Origin of the sequence: Streptomyces sp. NPDC019937, assembly GCF_040631655.1 — a bacterium.
Taxonomy (GTDB): Bacteria; Actinomycetota; Actinomycetes; order Streptomycetales; family Streptomycetaceae; genus Streptomyces.
This window is the reverse complement of record NZ_JBEYAL010000064.1, coordinates 16834-34429: the sequence shown is the minus strand read 5'-3', so window position 1 is coordinate 34429 and position 17596 is coordinate 16834. Positions and strand designations below refer to the sequence as shown.

Sequence of the window (17596 nt, the reverse complement as noted above, 5' to 3'; positions counted from 1 at the left end):
CCCGCGGAGCGGGTCCCTTCGCGCTGCGCGCGAATGAACGAACTTCCCCGCTTCGCGGGGAAGTTGCGGACCCGCTCCGCGGGTCCGCCCGCTCGCTTCGCTCGCTCAACGGGTCGCATCGCGACCCGAGTTCGGGGCTTCGCCCCGAACTAGCGAAGCCCGTTGCGCTCCAGTTTCGCCGTACAACACCCGCTGTTGCTATGGGAATTGGGTAGTGCTCCGCACTACCCGGCGGGTCCGCTGCGCTCCCCCGCCTGACGGTCCTTCCGGCTGCGCCTCCAGAACCGTTGGGGCCCGCTGACGCGGGCCGGGCTGGCTACTGGGGTGGGGGGTCGCTCGTTCGAGTGGGTTCCACTATACCGCCTGCATCAGGTTGATGCAGCATGTACCGTTGGCGGAAACACGAGATGCCCCCCAACCATCCGGGAACCGCCCCAGAATTCCGAGAGGAACGACCGCAGATGACCGGTCATCACGATTCTACCGGCCCCGATCCCGCGTTGAGCAGCGATTCTCTACGCCGGGTGACGCAGTACCAGACGGCAGGCGTCAACGCCCGGTTGAAGGTGTCCGCGCTCCTGGAGGCGCAAGGGCGTGGCCGCGAGCGAGGCGGACGACCTGGTGGCCGCGCTGGAGGCCGGGGCGGTCGCCGGGGCTCAGTGCCAGGTGGTGGAGCTGGACGGCATGGCGCCGGCCCTCGGGGCTCGCTGTTCGCGGATGGCTGGGATGACGGCGTGAGGGCCGTGAGCGAGGCCCTGGTGGGCATCGCGGACCGGGACTGGTCGCGGCGCGGCGGCCGGTCAGCCGGGGCTGCTGAACTGGCCGTACACATCGCGGACGTGAGGCAGCGTGAGTGGGCGGGCCTGGTGCGGCTGGAGCGGTTCGTCCGGGAGAACGTGTTGCCGCGCACGTATCCGCACACCACAGCGCGGCGCCGGGTGCTGGATGCGCTGGGCGAAGCCGACGGTCTGTGCACGGCCCGGACGCGGAACGCGGACGGGGACGTCATCGTCTGCACGCTCGATGCCGGTCACTACGACGTGGACGACAAGCCGCCGTTCAAGGACGGAAAGCCGGGTGGCTGGCACAAGGCGGATGCGTCGATCTGGAACGACTTGGGCGCGGCCTGCATTCCGCACGCGGTCCTCTGAAAGACCACAGGAATTCAGCGCTCGGGGAGGCATGGGAATGTCAGCTATTCAGCTCAAGGAACACCAGCTAGATCAGCGCTCCGCGTTTCGTAAGTGGGTGGGATTCCCTGCAAGGTCATCTGTGCCCCCGCAGGGTGCCCGGGGCACGATCGTGTCAGCGACCGGCTCGGGCAAGACGATCACGGCCGCCGCGTGCGCGCTGGAGTCGTTCGCGGACGGCCGGATCCTCGTGACCGTCCCGACCCTGGACCTGCTCGCCCAGACCGCCCAGGCGTGGCGCCTGGTGGGCCACCGGGCCCCGATGGTCGCGGTGTGCTCGCTGGAGAACGATGCGGTGCTGAACGCGCTGGGGGTGCGGACCACCACGAACCCGATCCGACTCGCCCTGTGGGCCGGGTCCGGGCCCGTGGTCGTGTTCGCCACGTACGCCTCTCTCGTGGACCGCGAGGACATCGACGCACCCGAGGGCCAGCAGAAGGTTCGCGGGCCGCTGGAGGCCGCTCTGGCGGGCGGGGAGCGGCTCTACGGCCAGCGCATGGCGGGCTTCGACCTCGCGATCGTGGATGAGGCCCATGGCACCGCCGGTGATCTTGGGCGGCCGTGGGCGGCGATCCATGACAACCAGCGGATCCCGGCCGACTTCCGGCTCTACCTGACCGCGACCCCGCGCATCCTCGCCGCGGCCCGCCCGCAGAGGGGCGCGGACGGCCAGGAGGCGGAGATCGCGACCATGGCCGACGACCCGGAGGGCACCTACGGCGCGTGGCTCGCCGAGCTCGGTCTGAGCGAGGCGATCGAGCGGGAGATCCTCGCCGGATTCGAGATCGACGTCCTGGAGATCCGCGACCCCTCCCCCGTCCTCGGGGAGTCCGAAGAGGCGCGGCGCGGCCGGCGCCTGGCGCTCCTGCAGACCGCCCTCCTGGAGCACGCCGCCGCGTACAACCTGCGTACGGTCATGACCTTCCACCAGAAGGTCGAGGAAGCGGCGGCCTTCGCGGACAAGCTCCCGGAGACGGCCGCCGAGCTGTACATGAGCGACGCCACCGATGAGGACCTGGCCGCCGCCGACAAGCTGCCCGCGTCCTCGATCGACGCGGAGTTCTATGAGCTGGAGGCCAGCCGCCACGTCCCGCCGGACCGTGTCTGGTCGGCGTGGCTGTGCGGCGACCACACCGTCGCCGAACGGCGCGAGAAGATCCGCCAGTTCGCAGGCGGCATCGACGCGGCCGGACGCCGGATGCACCGCGCCTTCCTTGCCAGCGTTCGCGTGCTCGGGGAAGGCGTAGACATCACCGGCGAGCGGGGAGTCGACTCGATCTGCTTCGCCGACACCCGTGGCTCCCAGGTGGAGATCGTGCAGAACATCGGCCGGGCACTCCGCCTCAACAAGGACGGCTCCACCAAGGTCGCCAGGATCATCGTCCCGGTGTTCCTGGAACCGGACGAGGACCCCACCGACATGGTCGCCAGCGCCAGCTTCCGTCCCCTCGTAGCCGTGCTCCAGGGCCTGCGCTCGCATGATGAGCGCCTGGTCGAGCAGCTCGCCTCCCGCGCGCTCACCAGCGGCAAGCGCAAAGTCCACGTGCAGCGTGACGAGGACGGGCGGATCGTCGGGGCCGGCGGCGAGAGCGACGGCGAGGACCAGGAGCACGACGACACCGACGCCGCTGCCGAGTCGGCCCTGCTCCATTTCTCCTCTCCCCGGGACGCGGCGACCATCGCGGCGTTCCTGCGGACCCGGGTGTACCGGCCGGAGTCGCTGGTGTGGTTGGAGGGCTACCAGGCGCTGCTGCGGTGGCGGGCGGAGAACCAGATCACCGGCGTCTACGCCGTCCCGTATGACGTGGAGGTCGAGGTCGGGGTCACGAAGGACTTCCCCCTTGGGCGGTGGGTGCACCAGCAGCGGAAGGCGCTGCGGGCCGAGGAGCTGGAGGAGCGGCGTAAGACGCTGCTGGACGCGCCGGAGGCCGGGATGGTCTGGGAACCGGGCGAGGAGGCGTGGGAAGCCAAGCTGGCCGCCCTGCGGTCCTACCGGCGGGCAACCGGGCATCTCGCGCCGCGGCAGGACGCGGTGTGGGGCGAGGGCGAGGCAATGGTGCCCATCGGGCAGCACATGGCGAACCTTCGCCGGAAGGGCGGCCTCGGGAAGGACCCGAAGCGGGCCGCCGCACGCGCGCAGCAGCTGGCGGCGATCGACCCGGACTGGGACTGCCCGTGGCCGCTGAGCTGGCAGCGCCACTACCGCGTGCTTGCCGACCTGGTCGACGCCGACGGCGTCCTGCCCTACATCGCGCCGGGCGTCGTCTACGACGGCGATGACATCGGCACCTGGAGGTGGCGGCAGCAGGAGCCGGGCACTTGGGCGCAGCTCCTGCCCGAGCAGCAGGACCGGCTGACCGCACTGGGCATTCAGGCGCCGCCTCCCGCCCCGGCCCCGGTCTCAGCTCCGGCGGCGAGCAGCACGGAGAAGGGGCCGAGCAAGGCGCAGCAGGCGTTCCAGCGCGGTCTCGCGGCCCTCACACAATGGGTGGAACGGGAAGGCGCGGACCGGCCCGTGCCGCGCGGTCACGCTGAGGAAATCGTGGTAGACGGCGAGACGGAGCCAGTGCCGGTGAAACTGGGAGTGTGGATCTCGAACACCAAGTCGAGGCGGGAGAAGCTCACCTCCGAACAGCTCGCCGCCCTTGCCGGCCTCGGTCTGGAATGGGCGAGGGTGTAAAGGCTGCTCGGGTTACTGTGCGTCGATGCAGGGCTCTTGGGCGCGGAAGCGTGCGCGGGTTTCCGGCCAGGGCGTCGCGTTGTCGTGGCCGAAGCAGCCGACGCCTCCGCAAAGGGAGCGTGAGCCGGACGTTGGCTTTCCGTTATGCAGTGTCACCCGCCCGTACGCCTCGTAGCGCTCGCGGCCGTCCTCGCCGTCCACCAGCTCGTTGGCGAGCTCCTGCTTGGTCCAGCGTGCGAGATTCTCGCCCGGATAGCGCCACCTCCTGAGGATCATGGCAATGATCTCCGCCTTGGAGTGGTCGTCCATCAGAGCGTTCCTCCGCTGGAGGAGTTCGTTACGGAGCTCGACTTCGGTTGCGGAAAGCGGCGTGATCGCGTTGCGGAGGTACTCGGGGTCCGTGTCCGCTCCGAAGATCATGACGCAGTGATCGTGCGGCACAGGGACGGCAATTTTGCCCGGAAACTTGGCCTGCGCCTCGGCGGCATCACGTACCCAGTTGAGGGCTTCGTGGTAGCTGAGGTCTGTGCCCTGCTCGCGTGCGGTGCGCTGGAGTTCGCGGGCGCGCTGCTGCTCGGTGGTGCGCTTGGTCATGGAGGGGTCCTCTCGGCACCGGGTCCTCGCCCCCACACGGCAACCCCGGCTCGATGGATCCTCAAGGTGCTCGTCAAGCGGTCCGTCGGTCCCGGAAGACCTTCCACCAGTGGTCCGGGCAGTGTGGGTGTCCGGGTGCGGTGTGGGCGTCGGCGAAGCCCAGGGCGTCAGCCCCGCGGGCAGGATACCGGCTCTTCGCTCTCGCCGGAGATGCGGGCGACCAGGGCGGTGGCGCTGTCGGCGTACGGATCGATGGCTCATGTGCGTGTCGAAGGACAGCACCGGGACGCTGGCGGCTCCATCGTGACCCGTGCCGTCGGCTTGTCGCCGGTGCTCGTCCAAGGGCTCATATGTTGCGGCAGCCAGTGCTGTCCCGAGAATGCAAGAACGGGCAGGCAGGGGCAGGCGACGTGGGAGGACTGACACGACGGACTGCAGATGCCGGCCCTGGCGGCTGGCCGCTTCGAGAGGCGGATGTGGGACAGATCGAGCAGGGGTTGGAGCGCGTGTTACGCACCCGGCCCGTTCCTGCAAGCGCCGAGGCCCGCCTGCGGTTTCTGCTGGCATCACACGGTGGTTCCACTCGGCGGGTCGCCACCGTGCTGGGGGTATCGCAGCGCACCGTGCAGCGGTGGGTGACGAAGAAGCCGGGAGTGCGTCGTCCGCCGGGTCCGATGCAGGTGCAGGCGATCGAGGAAGCGGTCCTGGCCCGGTGGCAGCCCCGAGTACGGGCCCGTCGACGCGCCCAGGCAGAGGCGGAGGGCTTCGTCTTCCATACCCGTGCGCGATTCGGATTCGCGGCTCCTGCAGGCTCCTCGGATGATCCGCGGGTGCGGTGGATCACCCAGGATCTGCCGGGAGAGGTGGCTCGGGAGCTGTTCGCCGCTCGGGATGCCGGCGCGGGCGAGCAGCAGCAGATGGTGATCCTCGCCCGTGCGCTGGGACATGGCTACTTTCGCGAGTGGGGCCGCCGGGCCCACGGCTTGCACGTGGCTTTCAGCGACGTCGAGTTCGCTGGCTTCTCCATCGGCTGGGCCTGGCCCGTCGCGCGTGGCCACGTCAGGGTGTTCAGCGTCGTGAGGGCCTGGCTCGGCCGGCCGGAATCGCTTCGTACCTCTCGGCTTCCTGCCGCTCGCGCCAGTCCCACTCCACACGGCCGACCGGGCCTTTGCGGCGGGCTGTGGGCGGCTGGGGTGGGCGCAGCCTGGCTGTCTCCGCCCCGCGCAGCAGGTGCGCACGGTCACCTGGCGTGGCGAGCAGTTCCTGGTCCTCGTTAGAGACGAGCCGGGTGGAGCAGGCCGCGGCCCGCAGGAAGACGCTGGCCCAGGGTGGTACGGGGTGGGTGGCGCAGCCCGTGGGTGTAGCGGGCGCGGTCGGGCAGGGCAAGCGTGGCCGCGGCATCGTCGTAGTCGCGGGGGCGGGCGGTGGCGAGTTGCTGGAGGGAGGCGCTGGTGAACAGCGCGGCGGCGACGGCCGCGGCCAGGCGAGGATGTGCGGTCGCCGTGTGAAGCCGGTGGGCGACCTTGTGGGCGGTGTGTGCGGTGATAGGCACGGGCGGTGGGCGGTGCCGCTAGATGATCGGGGCGGCGTGTACGGGGCGGTGCAGGGGCGGGGGCTGTCGTAGGAGACGAGGCGGTCCAGCGCGGGCAGGGTGAGCCACCGGCTGGCCGGCCCGGCGGACTCGTCTGCGGGCGGGGGTTCGGTGATAGACGTGCCGTAGCAGTGGCGGCGGGCTGCCTCGAAGTCGGCAGTGACGGAGTAGTCGACTGTCCGCAGGGCTTGGTGCAGAGCGGCAGGAAGGTGCGGGCGGTGGCAGACCAGGGTCAGGTGGGTGCCAGTGAGGGCGCGCAGCTCCAGGAGGCGCATAGTGCGGCGGGCGGTGAGGCGGTGGGCGCGCAGGGCAGTCAGCCGGGTGACGGGCAGGGCAGTGATCCAGGCGGTGGCGGCTTCCCAGGCGGGCTGACGGCCGCTGGGAAAGCGGCCCGGGAGCAGGGGCGGTTTGCCCAGGGCGGCAAGAAGGTCATGGGCGAGGCCGGTTTCGCTGGTGGTGCCCGGGCCGGGGTGCAGGGTGATCCTGCCGGACGGCGGGTGGTGGGCAGCCAGGGTGGTGTGGGTGTGGATCGCGTCGTCATGGCGGTCGATGACCACGGTGAGGGGCGGCGGTGGCGCGGCGAGGGGCATGGTGGTGTGGTGGTCAGGCGAGGCGGCTGAAGGCCCAGCGCAGCAGTTCCTGGTCGACGCGGGGGCGGCCGGTGGGTGCCAGGGCGGTGCGGGTGTGGGCGGTCAGTTGGGCCCAGGCGCGGAAGTTGCCGTGTGCGGCGTGGCTGTCGGCGAAGGTGATGTCGTCGGGGTCGGCGTCGGCCCAGATGGGGTGGAACAGAGGGATGGCCTCGAGGACTTCGCTGGGTGTGAGGCGGGTGAAGTGCTGCCAGATGAAGATGCGGGAGGAGAGCATCGGTTCGCGGCGCAGCACGGTGTGGCAGCCCTCGCCGCCGACGAAGGTGATCGCGAGCTGGGTGGAGGGTTCGTCCCACAGGTAGCGGAAGTACTCGAACGCCTCGCCGTTGAGCCACTGGGCCTCGTCGACGAGGAAGGTGCGGGGGCGTTCGGCCGGGGCGGTCTTCAGCAGGCGGTCGAATTCGCTGGGGTGGCGCGGTGGCTCGCCGGTCAGGTCGAGGGCGGTGAACAGTTCGTAGCGCACCGCTCGGGCGGTGGGCCGGGCCCGGAAGGTGATCTTGCGGACGTCCTCGCCGGCGGGTTCGAGTTCGCGCAGGCAGGTGTTGACGGCGAGGGTTTTGCCGAAGCCGGCGCCGCCGTGGATGCACATCATCGCGCGGGCGGCGACGGTGTCGCGGATGTTCTCGCGGGCGGTGAGCAGGGCGCGGGTGGTGACCACGGAGGCGTCGGGCAGGTCGACGTACTGGTAAGTGGCCACGGTCACGAGGCGTCTCCGTCTTCGTCGGTGGAGGAGGGTACGGCCCGTCCGGCCGGGCCGTCGGGGACTGCGGGGGTGGAGTCACGGCCTGGCGGGAGCGGGGCGGGCCGTCGTGGTCAGCGCGGCCAGGGATGGCGGGGTGGGCCAGTCGGCCGGGGGTGCGGCGGGCGGGATGACGTCCGGCAGCGCCAGCTGCGACAGGCTGGTGCCGGCATTCCGGGCGAGTTCGGTGTCGGCCTGTGCACCGGTCAGTGCGCCGAGCCGACGAGGGGGTTCGGCCTGGGGGGGGGCGGTGGCGTAGCGCTCGCGCTGGGCAGCTTCGAGGTCCTTCTTCAGGCGGCGGGCGGCCCGGGCTCACCGTACGGCGCTGAGTTGTTCTTCAGTTGCCTGGTCGGCCAGGTCCGCAGGACCGAGGTAGCGGCCGGTGGCGGCGTGGTAGACCTCGATGCGGCGGTCGTGGTGGGGCATGAAGCGGATGCGGACCTGGATCCCGGCCTGGCCGGTCATCCACGGCCCCACGTAGTCGCGTCTGTGGAAGCGGACTCCGCGGGTGGTCAGCGTGCGGGTGCCGGCGTCTTCCAGGGTGAACGTCCACAGGTCCGCGGCCGGCAGATCCCGCAGCGGGGTGGGATCGTCCTGCCAGGCCTGAAGCGGAGTCCTGCCCCGCAGCGGTGAGGGGTGGTGCCGGTATTCCACCACCGTGTCCAGTCCAGCAACCGGGCGGTGAAGTCCTCGAAGCTGAGCAGCACTTCGTCCTTCGGCCGGGAGGGGCGTTTGCCGGGGCGCGGCTGGCGGGTGTAGCCGGGCAGCGCGGCCAGGAACATGCTCTCCACCGCCCGGTTCAACCCCTCCACGGTGCCCTTGTGGTGAGGGGTGTGGGCGGGCAGGTCCTCCACCGTCACGTCCGGGAGACCGTCACGTCCGGGAGATCGAAAGCGGCGGTCACCGTCCGGGACAGGAAATCCTTGCCACGGTCCACCCGTACCTTCTCGGGCAGACCACCGAACGGACCGTACGGCTCCTCGCGCAGGACGGCGGAGCGCAGCGCGGCCAGCACCGACTCCCGCGACGGATGCCCGGGCGTGACGGCAATGCCGGTGATCGCGTTGGTGGCGCAGTCGGTGAACCAGGTGATCCACGGCCTGCGGGGCTTGCCGTCGATGTCGACCAGAACCGGGGCCTGTACGTGGTCGGTCTCCCACACCTTGTTACGCCAGCCCTGCGGCCGGGCCAGGAACACATCGTGCTTGCGCGCCGCGCGCTCTCCTCCCGCGAGCCCGGCCCGCTCCCCCGGTGTCAGATCCCGCTGGATCGCCCGGTGCAGCGTCGGAACCGACGGGAGCAGCTCACCCTCGCCCTTCGCTGTGCGAGCGATCAGCTCACGATGGACGGCCGCGACGTTGCCCTTCCACAAGGCCAGCAGGCGACGCACCTCCCGGGGTGGCGGAGAAGCGGTCTTTACTCTGGGCCCGCGCCCCGGGTTCTGCGGCCGCGGACTCGTCACGCTCGGCAGCGGCAAGCCACCGCCCTACCGTGCGCTCGGTCACTTCCAACGACTCCGCCACCAGCCGTATATGTCGGGTCGTCAGTTTCTGTTCCTGCCGCAGGGCGAGCAGCCTGCGCACGGCAGGGCCGCGCAGTGCCGACAGGGAAGAAGAAGGCAGGCCTGCCCGCACACCCCTGTCCTCCCCGTGCATGCCGGAGCGGGAATCGCCCTCTCCCCGCCCGGCCGCGCCCGTCACAGCGGCCCCATGAGCCGCGCGCAGGCCCGCTCCAGCATCCGGCGGTCCACCACCGCCCGGCTCCTGCCATAGGTCTCGGCGGTCAGGTGCGAGGTCAACTTCGCCCAGGTCCGGAAATCGCCGTGCCCCACATGCTCATCCACCCACGCGACATCGTCCTCGGTCACGTCCTCCCACAGGGGGTGGAAGGCAGCCATCACGGTGGCCACCTCCGGCCGGCCGAGGCGCGGCACCAGCTCCCAGGTCAGCACCCGAGAGGCAAGCGCAGGCACACGGCGCAGCGCCCGTTCGCTGCCCGAACCCGCGAGCACAAGTGCCGTGTCCGTGTCCGGGTGGTCCCACAACCCACGCAGAAACTCCAGCGCCGGCCCAGGAAGGCGCTGTGCCTGGTCCAGTACCAGCACACGAGGCTGTCGTAGCGCGTTCACCGGCATCAGGTCGGCCTCCCCCGCCCCGCGCGGCAGACGCCTGCCCGGCTCCAGGGCGTCCGCGGGCACCCGGCGCAGTTCGGGCACCGTCGGGTGCACACACCGACGTGGACCCGGCGGACCCGGGCCGGGTGCGGCAGCTGGGACAGGGCGTACTGCAGCGCGACGGTCTTGCCCTGGCCGGCATCGCCGTACAGGCACACGACCGCCCCCACCGCGGCCGCGTGCGCGACCGTCCGCAGCACCGACCGCACAGCAGGCGTGTGCACCACCTGCGCGCCCGGCACCAGGACCGGGACCTGCGCCAGATGCTTCTGCTCCCGCAGAAAAACCTGCCCGCCTGTGCCTTGGCCGGCCACGACGTTCAGGCCGAGCTCGCTGAGCGGATCCAGCCTGCTCGGCCCGGCCACTACCGGTTCCCGCTCGACTAGCAAAGCCCGGCCCGCCCGGCGGTCCCTACGGATCACCCGGTGCAGCGTCGACGCCGACGGAACCGAGGCCACGCCGCCAGCCGCGGCCAGCCGGCGCCTCAGCTCAGCGACATTCCCTCCCACCTCGCCCAGCAGCGCCCACACCTCGTCCGACACCGCATACCCCTGCCGGACCGGCGCCTCCGTCCGCCCGGTCGCCTTCACCTGCTCCAGCCAGCGCCACACCGTACACTCGGAAACACCCACCGTCTCAGCGACCGCACGCACATGCCGCGTGGCCAGCTCCCCCGCCTGCTGCCGCTCCAGCAGACGACGCACCACCAACCCCCTGGGCAGCACAGGCCCACGCCCGGCCCTTACCTCTTGATCCACCCCACGATCACACCGACCCAGCCCACCCCAACGCGTAAGAACACTCGAACCTGATACAGCATCAGCTGTCGTGCGATAAAGCCCCACGACAGCGATCCCATCCCTCAATCTCACATCTCATGACAGCAAACCACCCACCCACAAACCACCACTGACCAGCCCAGACACACCCCAGACCCAGAACACCACCACCGACACTCACCACCACCGACACCAAACCAAGAGATCGCACGTCACGGTGGGCCGGAGTGTGCGAGACCCCGGGGCCGCGATGGTCCCGGGGTCTCGTGTGTGAGGCCCTGCAACACGGTGGTGCAACAGCGGTCCCGGACGGGGTATCCGGCCCTGGCTACAAAGGTGAGGAGCGGCTGCGGTTCGGCCACGGCACCCCTATGTCAGTCCCTGGCCCCACACCAACATCCTCACCAGCGACAACACGCCTGATCGAATGTCTCTGTCCCAGGCCATGCCTTCAGATGCCCGCCCCAAGCGTCATTACGCCTCGATCTCGATGCAGGCCCGGTCAGGTAACCAGCTCCCGGCCCTCGTCCGAACCTTGACGCACAGTTGCGAACCGTCCTTGAACTCGTTGTTGATGGACCATGTGGCGCTCGGAGCCGAGCTGCACGAAGTCCACTTGGCCGAGCTGTAGGCCGATCCGGTTCTGAGGGTCCCGGTCACCATGAGCCCGATGTCGCACCGGTAGCCGCTGTTGACGTAGGCTTCGACCCTACCCACGTGGTAGCTGTCACCGTACGTCGTCTGACACAGCTGTCCCAGATCCGAACCTGTACAGCCACTCGCCGTCGCATGAGCCGCTCCAGGGATCGCGATCACACCCAACACGGCCAGGACGGTAGTTGCCACTACCGTCAATGCCTTTCTCATATTGAATCCTTCCGTAGACGCTGCGGATGTGGATGAACTTCTGAACTCTGCTGAGCAGCGGACTGGTGGCTTCTGGCCAACCTCGGAGCATGACGCCGGGAGTGGCTGCGCCTCTGTGACCAAGAGCCAGAACCGACCGGGTCCCGCCTGGGATTCCGTCCGGGTCGTCCTGTTGCAACTACAGCATCGACCGATGGCATGGTCACGTCGACTCGTTTCGGTCTCGTCCGAAGCGAGGCCACCGGGAAGAATCACGGGTGTGGCGTTGCATATCCATTTCACCGCTGAGGACTTGGCCCGTACTCGTCTGGCCTCGGGTCCTCGTCCGTTGGTTGAGCTGGACATCGGGATCCGGCTGTTGCAGGAAAGATCGCATTCTGTGCACTTCGACGCCTGGCGAGATCGCGCGGCCAGGCAGCTCCGCCCACATTTCCGACCCCTGTTCGAGTTGATTCCGCCGACTGGTGCGGCGGTGGAATTCCTCAGCCTGGCCGGCGAAGGGAGCACGGCCGACCTTGTGGAGCAATTGCGTTCCACTCCGACAAAGCGTGTACGCAAAGATCTTCAGGAATGGGCAGGGCAGGGCGCTGCACGGCTATCACCGGACACATACCGGGCCAGCCAGGAGCCCCTGTTCGTTCAGCAACTCGCTGCCTTGGTCGAGGAGGCTCACGAGCGCTTCATCGCACCGTACTGGCCACAGATCGACCGGCTTGCCTACGCGGACCGGGCCCTTCGTCTGAGGCATCTGAGCGAACAAGGAGTGGAGCGCCTCCTGCGTGAACTCAACCCGCGCCGAATCAGCTGGGAGCCCCCCGTACTGCACGTCACCATGGCCTCCGGGCGCAGTGGCGATGTTTACCTCGACGGCCGCGGGCTGCTGCTCATTCCCACCCTGTTCGGGTCGCACTACCCCGCTCTCTGCGACAGGACGGAGCCACAGCCGTGGATCACTTTCCCTATCCGCTCAGACCACCGGCTATCCGCGGACCCGGCCAGCGTCACCGCAACTGCCCTGGCAGAACCATCCCAGTCTCTAACCGCACTACTCGGCCGCGCCCGGGCCACCGTGATGAGCGTGATCGCTGATCATCCCGGCAGTACTACTACCCAGCTCGCCGAACACGCCTGTATCTCCCTGGCCAGCGCCAGTGAACACGCCACCATCCTGCGCAACGCCGGCCTCACGGCCCTCCTTCGCGACGGCAAGAACGCCCGCCACACCGCCACTCCAGCGGGACTCGCCCTGCTCTCCGCTCCCACCAACCGAGGACGCACGTTTGTGCGAGTGTCAGGCCCGGCCGGATGAGGTCGGCGAGCTCCTGGTCGACCATGCCGGGCAGTTCCCCGCCGTGCAGCGGGGCGGAGACCATCACCCGCAGGCCCGCGCCGGCGGCGGCCGGGAGCGGGCCCCGGCCGTGGAGGGCCTGGACGATCGGTGTCATCATCACCAGGCTGGCCGGGAGCTGGATGGCGGCCAGGTGGTGCTGTCCGCCGGCGGCTTCGGCGGCCAGGGCGAGCAGCTCCCTCACCGTGAACGCTTCCTCTTCCAGGCCCGCCCAGGTGGTGACCCCGTACCCGGCGAGATGTCCGGCCGCCGTCTCTTCCTCCATGACGACGAACGCGTCCCTCATCGCCCGGTGCAGGGCGTAGCGGTCGCCCGGGGTGGGCGCGCTCGGGGTTGTGCAGCAGGACCAGGTCCGGCCGCACGCGCCCGAGCTGCTCGCGGTTGCGGCGGATCTGCCAGCGCACGTAGTCCGGGGCGAGGCTGTGCCCGGTGACGGCTTGGTCCTCGGTGAGGACGCCGGCGTTCATGGCGTCGGCGCCGGTGGCTGCGGTGAAGTAGCCGGCCTTCGTTGCGATCCGCAGGGACGGGTGGGTGGCCAGGGCCGGAGCCAGCAAGTCCTGGGCGCGGCCGGTGGCGTAGTTGGGGGCGGCAGCGGGCGAGCGGCCCGGGATCGTCCAGCAGTTCGGCGATTCGCTTGCGCATCCCGTCCACGGCGTCGGCCTGGACGTCCGGCGGGGCGAGCAGCGGCAGGTCGCGCCGCCAGTCCTCGTGCGTGAGCAGCTGCTCGGATACCCACGCCATCAGGTCGGTCGCGGTGTGGGTCTGCAGTCCGCAGGTGACGTGCAGGGAGCGGGTGCCCTGGTCGGCGGAGACCGCGTGCCACACGCCGCGCGGCACGTACAGGACGTCGCCCGGCCGCAGGACCATGTCGGCGACCGGTTCGGTGGGCGCCTCGCCCGGGTCCTCGAGGTCGCGGTACAGCGGAAACGGGCGGGTGGTGCCGTAGATCCTCCAGCGTTTCGCGCCGTCCAGCTGGACCACGATCGTGTCGTGGTCGTCCCAGTGGATGCCGAAGCCCTCGGTGGCGCTCCAGGAGGCGTAGAGGTTCGCCTGCACGCGGGTATGTAGTTCGCGCTCGATCTCTTCGGCGAGCCGGGCGAGCGGCGGGTGGAGTTCGTCGACGCTGTCCAGCGTGAGGGATGCGCCCTCGGTCAGGCGGGCGTGCAGTTCGGCCGGGTGGAGGCGGTGCCACACGGTGTGCCGGCGGGTGGCCACCGGCGTGGTGTATGCGCCGACCAGCAGCGTCTCGCCGTCGCGGGACAGCCGCATGCGCGGCGGTTCACCGGCGAGGGCGAGGGCGGGTGAACAGTTCGTAGCGCACCGCGCGGGCGGTGGGCCGGGCCCGGAAGATGATTTTGCGGACGTCCTCTCCGGGTTCGAGTTCACCCAGGCATGTGTTGACGGCGAGGGTCTTGCCGAAACCGGCGCCGCCGTGGATACACATCATGGCGCGGGCGGCGACGGTGTCGGTGATGTTCTCCCGCGCCGCCAGCAGCGCCCGGGCGGTGACCACGGAGGCATCGGGCAGGTCGACGTACGGGGCGGACCTGTCGCGGGTGCCATTGCTGGATCCGGTCCCGTCCCTGTCGACATTCGGCGCCGGTGCGTGCTGTCACCGCCCGGAACAACGCCCGACCATCCGGGGACTGGCTGCTGGTAGTCCAGTGATAGCCAGGACCGTCCAGGAGTGCCCTGTCGACGAGGCGTGTGCCAAGACCTCGCCGCTGCACTTCCGGAAGAGAGCGAGATTTTCGAGATGACGCCCCGCTCGCACTCGTGACAGACCTTCCACACCAGCCGCGCATCAGATATCCCGTCACAGCCGTAGACGCGAATGGTCTGGAAACCTGCAGGCGCGTCGCGGCGTGCAGCAGGAAGAACCACTCAGCCCTCGGACGGCGAAGAAGCATCCACCGCCAGCGAAACTCATCCAGCCCGTCAGGTGCCCTCACTGGAGCTCCTTCGCCAGTCCACTGCCGCGTCCGAGTCCCGCGGACGACCCCGCGGTTGTCCTTCAAACGATAGAAACAGCCACCTCCACGACAGCCGACCTACCTTCACACTGCTCGAAAAACAGCAACCGCTTGGTCACCCCATGACAACCGACCGAGTCGCATCCACCTCCCGTGACCAGGCCCCCAACACCCCCACACCGCTGACACCCACCCAACACCACCAACGCACCCACTCACACCGGGCAACCGGCACGACAGATCGGCAGCGCCACCGGCGTAGCCCTCGGCGGCAGCCTCCTTGCCACCAGCACCGACTACAGCACCGGACTCCGCGCCAGCATGTCCATCGGCGCCCTCGCCTACCTGATGGCCGCAGGCCTGGCATGGCTGTGCGTACCAGCAGCGCCCAAGACGACGTAAGGCGGCATGACCGTGCGCGGCCCGGGCCGGTACTGGCGTACAAGGAGGCCCTGCCCGTCCTCCGTCAGTGCGACTTCCGCGAACGTGCCAGGGCCCGGGCCCACCAGGACGTCCCAGTCGTATTCTCGGCCGTCGGGCTGCACATGGGTACGGCAGCGCACCTTCAGATATCCGACTGGTACAGGCCGCATCTGGTGGAGCGCGTGGTGTCGGCTCCGGCTGGTCACATCGTCGGAGATGGGTCGCCGGAAGCTGGACCGCTGCACGGCCGTTGCTGGCATCCGGCAACGAGCCGAGGGGCTTGGTCTCGGCGTTCACCGGGGGTGCTTCGGAGGAGCTCCGCGCCTGCCTGGTCCACGAACCAGCACTCAGAGGTGTCGCCGAAGCGGAGGTGTCAGGAATTTCGAGGTGGGCAACATGGCCCGCATTGGAGTCATCACCCACTGGGTCGACCGTGAACTGAGCCGAGGACTCCTTGGGAGTTCCGGAGGTGGACGAAGGGTTAGCGATGCTCGGCTGCCCAGGAGGCAGCGGACACTCGCTGCCGCCGCGCATGGGTCGGGGACTGAGTTATCAGCGCGGCAGCGAGCACCCGCCGGTACTCGTTCAGCCGCTCGCCCCTGAGAGGCTGACACTGTCGGGGATCTTGGCTTCCGCTCTGTACGTGCACTGCGCGTGGTGGGAAGTTGGAGGGCCTGCGGCGGTCGGGCTGGTCCTTGGCCCCAGGTGTTCCACTCGCCCTAAGGAGGGTCGACCGTGGCCTCCGATCACGACATGCTGTGGCGTCGCTGCGCGCACCTGGGCCGCGTCCTGCTGCCTGTGGTGGACGAGGAGGCGTGGCGCCAGGCCCGACGTCACGAGCACCTGGGGACCTGGGGCATCGACATCGCAGAAGGCGAGCGGCTGATCGAGGTCTTCGCGGCCCTGGTCGCCCATGCCGTCGCGGTCGACACTTCCGTGTCTGCCGCAGAGCTTGACCTCCTGCCTCTGAGTGCGGTGGCTGACGCGGCGACCGGTAAATGCGACTTCGAGCTGCTCGCCGGGCTCCCGGACACCTTCGCCGACGTCCGCGACGAACTCGCCGTCAAGGTCTTCCGGCTTTACACCTACAGGGGCGGGCAGTACAGCCGCCGGCTTTCCCATCTGAGTAGGGAACTGCGTGGTGCTCTGAACGTCCTCGCCGAACGCTCGCGCATGCCGTCCCCCAGGTGCGGGCACGTCTTCTTCTGGGCGGCTGCAGCTGGCCTGCCCAGTGATCACGGAGATGTGACAAGCTGAGGTCGCGCGCTCCCGGCTGCAGGTTGAGTGCTGGTCCTTCGCCGGAATCGGCTTTGGCAGGGTCCGGAGCAAGGTGGGCATCACCTCGAGAGTGATCAAGTCGGCCGGCGGGGTGGGTGGCGCCGGGCCAGGACCGGGGCCGGGAGATGTGCTGCCAGTCGAGGAAGCCCTGGAGAGCGGTTGGGTTCCGGGACTGCCGGGCGAGTGCCGACGGCAGGTGGACGCCGACCCGTTCGAGGTTGATCGCGATGGCAGTCAGAACGTGCTGGAGGTGGGCCTTGTCTACGCTGCGGTAGCCGCACTGGCGCATGCCGTGGCCGTTGACGAACTCGCTGATCGTGCACTCGATGGCGGCCCGCAGTGAGTAGCGCGAGAGCCGTTCCTGGGTCTGCTGCTCGGTCCGGGACTCGGGCTGAATGTCGTAGAGCTCGCGGCAGGAAGCTGACCTTCCGGACGTCGGTGCGCGTGCAGGCGGCCTTCACTGGGCACTGGCGGCAGTCGTTCGGGGAGAACTCAACATTGGCGTAGGGCGCGAGGGACGGCGGTGTCGCCCACCGGCGGCTGACGTTGCCCTGCGGGAAGGTGACCTCCTTCGCGTCCCAATTGATCGTGAAGACTTCGCGGTGGAAGACGGTGCCCTGCGGGAGCGGCAGGTGCTCCCGGCCCGGATCGGTCCGACCAGGCCGACGCCGTGTTCGCGGGCGACCTGCTGTTTCAGTGCGACGGAGAGGTAGCGGCCGTCGACGAAGTACTCCTTCGACAGCAGGTTCCGGTGATCGAGGTTAGCCAGGATGCCGGGCAGGGCCTTGGGGTCGTGGACGGCGGCCTTGGTGGTGGTCACGTCCGTGATCACGCTCGGAGCGTGGCAATCGCACGTTTCGGTGACATGCGCCATGAAGCCCTTCCAGCGACGCTCGGCGCGACGCGCGTAACGGGCGCTCAGGTCGTAGGGCGAGACGATGGCGACGCCTGAGGGCGGCAGGCCGGCGCCCTCTGCTTCCCGCCACTTCGGGCGATCCTGGGCGGTGATGAAATAGTTCTGCACGGAGATCCGGCGCAGGGTCTGGACCTGCTCGCCGTCGCGGAGGGCGGGCAGGTATCGGTGGACGTAGCGCAGGAGCAGGCGGACATCCTCGCCGGCCTCCTTGATCTGGGTCTTGGGCTTGGAGGGATTATCGCCGAGCCGGGCCGCGCGGCCATAGCGCTTGCCCCACTCCTCCGTCACGAGGCCGACCAGCTCCTGCGGCGCCCGGCGGGCGAGTTCCTCCAAGGCGGCACGCATCGCCTCAGTGACCAGCTCCAGGCGGGTCAGGCCCCGCACCGCGGCAAGGACGT

General features: G+C 69.5%; 18 protein-coding genes and 1 pseudogene. 7 read left to right on the top strand and 12 right to left on the bottom strand.

The features are described 5' to 3' along the window. Positions 1 to 594: 594 nt before the first annotated feature. Genes ABZ562_RS38255 through ABZ562_RS38245 form a run of 3 tightly spaced genes read left to right on the top strand, consistent with a single transcriptional unit; the run spans position 595 to position 3870 of the window. Positions 595 to 738, top strand: a complete 144-nt coding sequence (locus ABZ562_RS38255; RefSeq protein ID WP_361489214.1) for a hypothetical protein — start codon at positions 595 to 597, stop codon at positions 736 to 738. After that, positions 735 to 1151, top strand: a complete 417-nt coding sequence (locus ABZ562_RS38250; protein ID WP_361489211.1) for a hypothetical protein — start codon at positions 735 to 737, stop codon at positions 1149 to 1151. Before ABZ562_RS38255 ends, ABZ562_RS38250 begins: the two co-directional genes overlap by 4 nt. Before the next feature lie 37 nt (positions 1152 to 1188). Beyond that, a complete protein-coding gene (locus tag ABZ562_RS38245) occupies positions 1189 to 3870 on the top strand; it encodes a Helicase associated domain protein (protein WP_361489208.1) in 2682 nt (893 codons plus the stop codon). Positions 3871 to 3882: 12 nt separating this feature from the next. On the opposite strand, the gene ABZ562_RS38240 is transcribed toward ABZ562_RS38245, so the two are convergent. Continuing rightward, positions 3883 to 4464, bottom strand: coding sequence for a hypothetical protein (locus ABZ562_RS38240; RefSeq protein WP_361489206.1), 582 nt, complete (start codon positions 4462 to 4464; stop codon positions 3883 to 3885). A gap of 53 nt (positions 4465 to 4517) precedes the next feature. On the opposite strand from ABZ562_RS38240, the gene ABZ562_RS38235 reads away from it, so the two are divergent. Continuing rightward, the gene (locus ABZ562_RS38235; RefSeq protein ID WP_361489204.1) at positions 4518 to 5741 is read left to right on the top strand and encodes a helix-turn-helix domain-containing protein; all 1224 of its coding nucleotides are present in this window, start codon (positions 4518 to 4520) and stop codon (positions 5739 to 5741) included. On the opposite strand, the gene ABZ562_RS38230 is transcribed toward ABZ562_RS38235, so the two are convergent. Beyond that, entirely contained in the window at positions 5738 to 6016 is a 279-nt protein-coding gene (locus ABZ562_RS38230) for a hypothetical protein (protein WP_361489201.1), read from the bottom strand. The genes ABZ562_RS38235 and ABZ562_RS38230 overlap by 4 nt on opposite strands. A gap of 257 nt (positions 6017 to 6273) precedes the next feature. Here ABZ562_RS38230 and ABZ562_RS38225 point away from each other — a divergent pair, with 257 nt between their 5' ends. Further along, positions 6274 to 6675 (top strand): hypothetical protein, encoded by a 402-nt coding sequence (locus tag ABZ562_RS38225; RefSeq protein ID WP_361489199.1) that lies wholly within the window; start codon positions 6274 to 6276, stop codon positions 6673 to 6675. Here the strand turns inward: ABZ562_RS38225 and ABZ562_RS38220 are convergent. The 8 genes from ABZ562_RS38220 to ABZ562_RS38185 form a co-directional block, all read right to left on the bottom strand. Further along, positions 6659 to 7405 carry an ATP-binding protein gene (locus ABZ562_RS38220; protein WP_361489196.1) on the bottom strand — a complete coding sequence of 249 codons (747 nt, stop codon included), beginning with the start codon at positions 7403 to 7405 and terminating at the stop codon, positions 6659 to 6661. The two genes, ABZ562_RS38225 and ABZ562_RS38220, sit on opposite strands and share 17 nt — an antisense overlap. A gap of 348 nt (positions 7406 to 7753) precedes the next feature. Then, on the bottom strand, positions 7754 to 8098 hold the full coding sequence (locus ABZ562_RS38215) for a Mu transposase C-terminal domain-containing protein (RefSeq protein WP_361489193.1): 345 nt from the start codon (positions 8096 to 8098) through the stop codon (positions 7754 to 7756). Between the two features lie 199 nt (positions 8099 to 8297). Further along, a complete protein-coding gene (locus ABZ562_RS38210) occupies positions 8298 to 8831 on the bottom strand; it encodes a transposase family protein (protein WP_361489192.1) in 534 nt (177 codons plus the stop codon). Between the two features lie 306 nt (positions 8832 to 9137). Beyond that, a complete protein-coding gene (locus ABZ562_RS38205) occupies positions 9138 to 9545 on the bottom strand; it encodes a hypothetical protein (protein ID WP_361489190.1) in 408 nt (135 codons plus the stop codon). A 29-nt stretch (positions 9546 to 9574) separates the two neighbouring features. Continuing rightward, the gene (locus tag ABZ562_RS38200) at positions 9575 to 10318 is read right to left on the bottom strand and encodes a hypothetical protein (RefSeq protein ID WP_361489188.1); all 744 of its coding nucleotides are present in this window, start codon (positions 10316 to 10318) and stop codon (positions 9575 to 9577) included. Positions 10319 to 12444: 2126 nt separating this feature from the next. After that, the gene (locus tag ABZ562_RS38195) at positions 12445 to 12894 is read right to left on the bottom strand and encodes a hypothetical protein (RefSeq protein ID WP_361489185.1); all 450 of its coding nucleotides are present in this window, start codon (positions 12892 to 12894) and stop codon (positions 12445 to 12447) included. Then, the gene (locus ABZ562_RS38190; protein ID WP_361489182.1) at positions 12891 to 13877 is read right to left on the bottom strand and encodes a cupin domain-containing protein; all 987 of its coding nucleotides are present in this window, start codon (positions 13875 to 13877) and stop codon (positions 12891 to 12893) included. The genes ABZ562_RS38195 and ABZ562_RS38190 overlap by 4 nt, the downstream gene beginning before the upstream one ends. Before the next feature lie 10 nt (positions 13878 to 13887). Then, positions 13888 to 14121 (bottom strand): AAA family ATPase, encoded by a 234-nt coding sequence (locus ABZ562_RS38185; protein ID WP_361489179.1) that lies wholly within the window; start codon positions 14119 to 14121, stop codon positions 13888 to 13890. 929 nt (positions 14122 to 15050) lie between these two features. On the opposite strand from ABZ562_RS38185, the gene ABZ562_RS38180 reads away from it, so the two are divergent. Together ABZ562_RS38180 and ABZ562_RS38175 are read left to right on the top strand one after the other, a co-directional pair. Further along, a complete protein-coding gene (locus tag ABZ562_RS38180) occupies positions 15051 to 15446 on the top strand; it encodes a DUF6183 family protein (RefSeq protein WP_361489177.1) in 396 nt (131 codons plus the stop codon). Between the two features lie 293 nt (positions 15447 to 15739). Further along, entirely contained in the window at positions 15740 to 16261 is a 522-nt protein-coding gene (locus ABZ562_RS38175) for a hypothetical protein (protein ID WP_361489174.1), read from the top strand. Between the two features lie 286 nt (positions 16262 to 16547). Here ABZ562_RS38175 and ABZ562_RS38170 read toward each other — a convergent pair. Together ABZ562_RS38170 and ABZ562_RS38165 are read right to left on the bottom strand one after the other, a co-directional pair. Beyond that, positions 16548 to 16679: pseudogene (locus tag ABZ562_RS38170) on the bottom strand (hypothetical protein); the annotation flags it as partial. 60 nt (positions 16680 to 16739) lie between these two features. Beyond that, complete coding sequence (locus ABZ562_RS38165) at positions 16740 to 17582, bottom strand: hypothetical protein (protein ID WP_361489172.1); 843 nt, start codon at positions 17580 to 17582, stop codon at positions 16740 to 16742. Positions 17583 to 17596 lie beyond the last annotated feature (14 nt).